The 4154-nt window shown below is 66.5% G+C and carries 3 protein-coding genes and 3 pseudogenes; 2 read left to right on the forward strand and 4 right to left on the reverse strand.

Features of this window, described 5'->3' with window-relative positions; genetic code table 11:
* From ACWELQ_RS39965 to ACWELQ_RS39980, 4 genes and pseudogenes are all read right to left on the reverse strand, one after another.
* Nucleotides 1-502: pseudogene (locus ACWELQ_RS39965) on the reverse strand (hypothetical protein); the annotation flags it as partial.
* Between the two features lie 601 nt (nt 503-1103).
* Nucleotides 1104-1460 carry a hypothetical protein gene (locus ACWELQ_RS39970; protein WP_452402202.1) on the reverse strand — a complete coding sequence of 119 codons (357 nt, stop codon included), beginning with the start codon at nt 1458-1460 and terminating at the stop codon, nt 1104-1106.
* Between the two features lie 63 nt (nt 1461-1523).
* Nucleotides 1524-2606 carry an NAD(P)H-dependent amine dehydrogenase family protein gene (locus ACWELQ_RS39975; protein ID WP_452402203.1) on the reverse strand — a complete coding sequence of 361 codons (1083 nt, stop codon included), beginning with the start codon at nt 2604-2606 and terminating at the stop codon, nt 1524-1526.
* Complete coding sequence (locus ACWELQ_RS39980; RefSeq protein WP_452402204.1) at nt 2603-3436, reverse strand: SDR family oxidoreductase; 834 nt, start codon at nt 3434-3436, stop codon at nt 2603-2605. Before ACWELQ_RS39980 ends, ACWELQ_RS39975 begins: the two co-directional genes overlap by 4 nt.
* A 136-nt stretch (nt 3437-3572) precedes the next feature.
* Between ACWELQ_RS39980 and ACWELQ_RS39985 the strand changes: the two are divergent.
* Nucleotides 3573-4013 (forward strand): annotated as a pseudogene (locus tag ACWELQ_RS39985) (TetR/AcrR family transcriptional regulator); the annotation flags it as partial.
* 49 nt (nt 4014-4062) lie between these two features.
* Nucleotides 4063-4154 (forward strand): annotated as a pseudogene (locus ACWELQ_RS39990) (5,6-dimethylbenzimidazole synthase); the annotation flags it as partial.

Below are 4154 nucleotides of genomic sequence, written 5' to 3' on the forward strand. Positions count from 1 at the left end.
GCTGTGGCCGATGTTGAAATCCTCGCCGGATCGCCAGATTCGGGCCTACGAGTCCACGCTCGCCATGCTGCGTCAGCGTTGGGAGAATCAGGCCGGCATACGATCCCCAGCCGCCCAGCCAGCCATCGAGGGTGTAGGTCACTCCGCCACCGTCGATCGCGCTCGCCGCCGAGGCCACATTCACCGTCTGCGCGATCGCCCCATCACCCTGATTGCCCGGCGCGAAGAACGCCTTCCCGACCGACCCCGACGGATAACTGAACGACCCCGCCGACGAGCAGATCACATCCGGACTTCCCGCCGTGATGCTCCATCCCGGCAGGGTAGTGGCGGCATTCCAATCCGTCGTGCAATATCCCGCCTCGGCGTTACCGTTGACGATCAGATTCCCGCTACCCGTCTGCGCATGCGCGGCCGGCGCGGCCAGTACCGCACCCACCATCGCCACAATCCCGGCCATCGCCGACCAAACCCGCATTTTCTGAAACTCCTCCCACCACAACGATGTTCGCCGTGGTTTGCAATGCGGGAGAGTTGTACCGAGCCGAGATTTCCGAACACCCAACACTGGACGCCGCACACCGAACAGCGGGAGAACGCTCCGACCGCCTCCAGCTAGATTTACATAATGTTGATTATCGGCGCGGTTACGGGACCGGAGTTGATCTTGAAAGATGTTGTGTGCGTATGGTGTTCGCGCTCGGTGTCTTCGTCGTGGCGGTCGAGCTGCGCCGTCAGCTCCCCGCACTCGCCGCGTGAACACTCGTCTTCACGGATGCGTCGATCGGTCGAATTGAAATATTTTGGCGGATACGCCATTTGGTGGAAAAATTCCTGTTTTCGTCGGATGGCTGGAATCGGCCTGGATTTGGTCGACTCCAGCCAACCAAGGCACTTCGTCTTCCGCTCCCCCTGGCCCGGGTTTCCTGAGGTCGATACGTCACGGTGACGAATTAGCCTGGGGTGGTTGGGGATTCACAGTGCAGTGCGTGGTCCGCTCCCCCTGCTCCTGGGGCCTCACCCACCGCAATGCGTCACAGTGACGTTTCTGGGTGGGGTGGCTGGAGGGTGGAAGTTGTTGCCGTTCGGCTGATTTGAGTGATTCACATCCAGTTGGTCGTGGTGGACGTCGTGGTGGTTGTGGATGTCTCGGTGGTTGTAGTGGTGCCTGTGCAGGTGGTGGTCACCGTGCCCGAGGCGGTGGTCGTGCAGGTGCCGGTGAATGTTTCGGTTTTGGAGTCGGTTGTTGTTTCGGTCGAGGTCTGGCTCGAGGAGCCGGTCGGAATGATCTGTCCCGCACCGGGAACCACCGGGGTGACCGGATCGACCGGGCTCACCGGGGCCACGGGCGCGAGTGGGACGGGATTGTCGGCCAGCGCGATCGGCGCGGCGGCGAGCAGCCCGGCGCCGGTGAGGGCGGCGAGCATGAGGACACGGACACCACGCACACCTGCGGGCAAGGCTTCCTCCTGGGATGGACGAGCTGCATCGGGTGGACCGCGCACCACGCTAACCGACAACCCTCAGCGGATGGTGCCGACGCCCCCGATCAACGGCAGATCCAGTGCGGTGACCCAGCCCGGCGGCAGCGCGTTGACCGCCGCGACCGCGTTGAGGGCGCGCATCCCTGTCGCCAGGCATCCCGCCACCGCAGGGGTGCGGCCCGAGCCGTCGGTGAAGCGGAAGGAGGTTTCCTGGGCGATCGACGGGCTGCCGACGATGTCGACCCGGTACACGTCGTCCTTGGTTCCGGCGGGCCAGTCCGGGGCGGCGTCGAGCCCGATGCGGTTGACGTGTTCGAGCACGATCACCTCGCGGCCGCGATACACCCCGTTGATGGTGAAGCGGATCGCGGCGACCGTGCCCGCCTTCACCACACCCTTGGCCGTGGGCCGATCGGTCGGGGTGACCCACTTGTCCCAGGTGGTGGTGATGGTGTCGAGCTCGATCCCGGCCGCCTTGGCGATCATGGGAACCGTTGCGCCCCACGCCATCACGAGCATGTCGGGGTGTTCGAGCAGTGCGGTGAACTCCGGCGGATGCCCGATGCCCATCTCGAACTCGTAGTCGCCTTCGTAGTCGGTGTAGTCGAGCAGTTCCGAGGCCCGGACCGAGCGCACCTCACCGCAGAGCCCCATCAGGGTCATCGGGAACAGGTCGTTGGCGAAGCCGGGGTCGATGCCGGTGGTGAAGCATGACGCTCCCCCGGCCTCGCAGGCGGCGGTGATCGGGTCGCGCCAGAACGCGGGCACGGTGTCCGGCCACACCCACGGGGTCATGGCGGTGGAGCACACGTCGATGCCCGCGCGCAGGAACGCGCCGATCACGCGCATGTTCTCCTCGGCGAAGGCGGCGGTGGGCCCGTAGTGCACGACCGCGTCGGGGCGGGTGGCGATCAGTTCCTCGATCGAGTCGGTGGCCAGGATGCCGGTGGCGTCCGCGCCGCACAGGTCCCCGGCGTCCTTGCCGACCTTGGCGGGATTGCTGACCCCGACCCCGACGAGTTCGTAGGCCGGGTGGCGCAGGATCTCGGCCAGCACCATGGAACCCACGACGCCGGTCCCCCACAACACGATCCGTTTTGTCACGATGTCTCCTGATTTCATCGGTGGAACTCCCCGCAGTCGACGGTGAGCATCTGTCCGGTGACGGCGGTGGCGAGGTCGCTGGCCAGAAACAGGGTGGCGCGGGCGACTTCCTCGGGTCCGGCCAACCGTCCCAGGTCCGTGGGTGCGGCTTTCTGCCGGTAGATCTCCTCGTGGCTGACCCCGGCTTGGCTTGCCAGCCAATCGAAGTAGGCCTTGTTGATGTCCTCGTACACATACGAGGGCGCGACACTGTTGACGCGGATGCCGCGCGGCCCCAACTCGGTGGCCAGCGACGAGGCCAGATGTTGCAGTGCGCCTTTGGAGAGCTTGTAACCGGAGTATTCCGGTTGCGAGCTGTAGGACACGCACGAGTTGAGCATGATCACCGAGCCGCGGGAGCGCTCCAGCGCGTCGGCGAACAACGCTGAGAGTCGCAGCGGCGCGAACACATTGGTTTCGTTGGCCACCCGCAACGCTTCCACGTCGATCTGGGTGATCGGGTACATGGGCGGGATGGCGAAGGCATTGTTGATCAGGCAGTCCACGCGTCCGAGTTCGGCCACGACACGCTCGGCCAGGGCGGCTCGGTCGGCTTCGACGGTGATGTCGGCGCGCACCACCAACGCGGCACCGCCGAGGGCGGCGATCTCGTCGGCGTATTCGTGCAGGCGTTTCTCGGTGCGCCCAGCCAAGGCCAGGGTGGCGCCCATGCGGGCGGCTTCGATGGCGAGGGAATGGCCCAGGCCGGGGCCGACTCCGGAGATGACGATGACCTTGCCCGCCAGCAGCGGCACCGGCGTGTACGCCTCGCCGGGTTCGGCGGGGGTGGGAAGGGATGCGGCTGACACGACTCCTCCTCGAGTCCTCAGCAGTTACAGAATGTAACGACTTTGATGTGACAGACTGTAACGACTCGATTTCACGGCGACAAGGACGGATTTCGTGACCACACGCCACCGGCTGGGCCCGCACCGCGACCCCGCGGTGGACGCCGCGGTCCTCGACGCCGCCCGCGCCCTGCTCGTCGAAGTCGGATACGCCGCCACCTCCATCGACGCCATCGCCGCGCGCGCCGGCGTCTCACGCCCGGCCATCTACCGGCGTTGGCCGTCCAAAGCGCACCTCATCGCGCAGGCCGTGTTCCCCGACGTCGGCTCGGCGGTGATCGCCCCGGATCTGCTCGGGGAGGTCCGCAAGGTCATCCGCGGCACCATCCAACTGTTCGGGTCCGCTGAGACCCGCGCCGCCATGCCCGGGCTGATGGCCGAGATGCGCCAGGACTCCGGCCTGTACGAGAAACTGTCGGCCCGCCTCGACAGCCCCACCCGCGCCGAACTGCGCGACTACCTGCCCGGCGAGACCCGCCCGGGCCTGGATCCCGACACCGTGCTCGACACCATCGCCGGGGCCGCCCTGTTCGCCATGTGCATCCGCGACATCGACGACCTCGACGGTTTCGCCGCCTCGCTGGACCCACGTGCTGGGCCGGGCGACCGTGCCGGAGACCGGCATCTACTCGACCATCCTGGCGATTCAGAACCTGTGGCTGGCCGCCACCGCCGAGGG

This window comes from Nocardia sp. NPDC004722, from assembly GCF_053601505.1.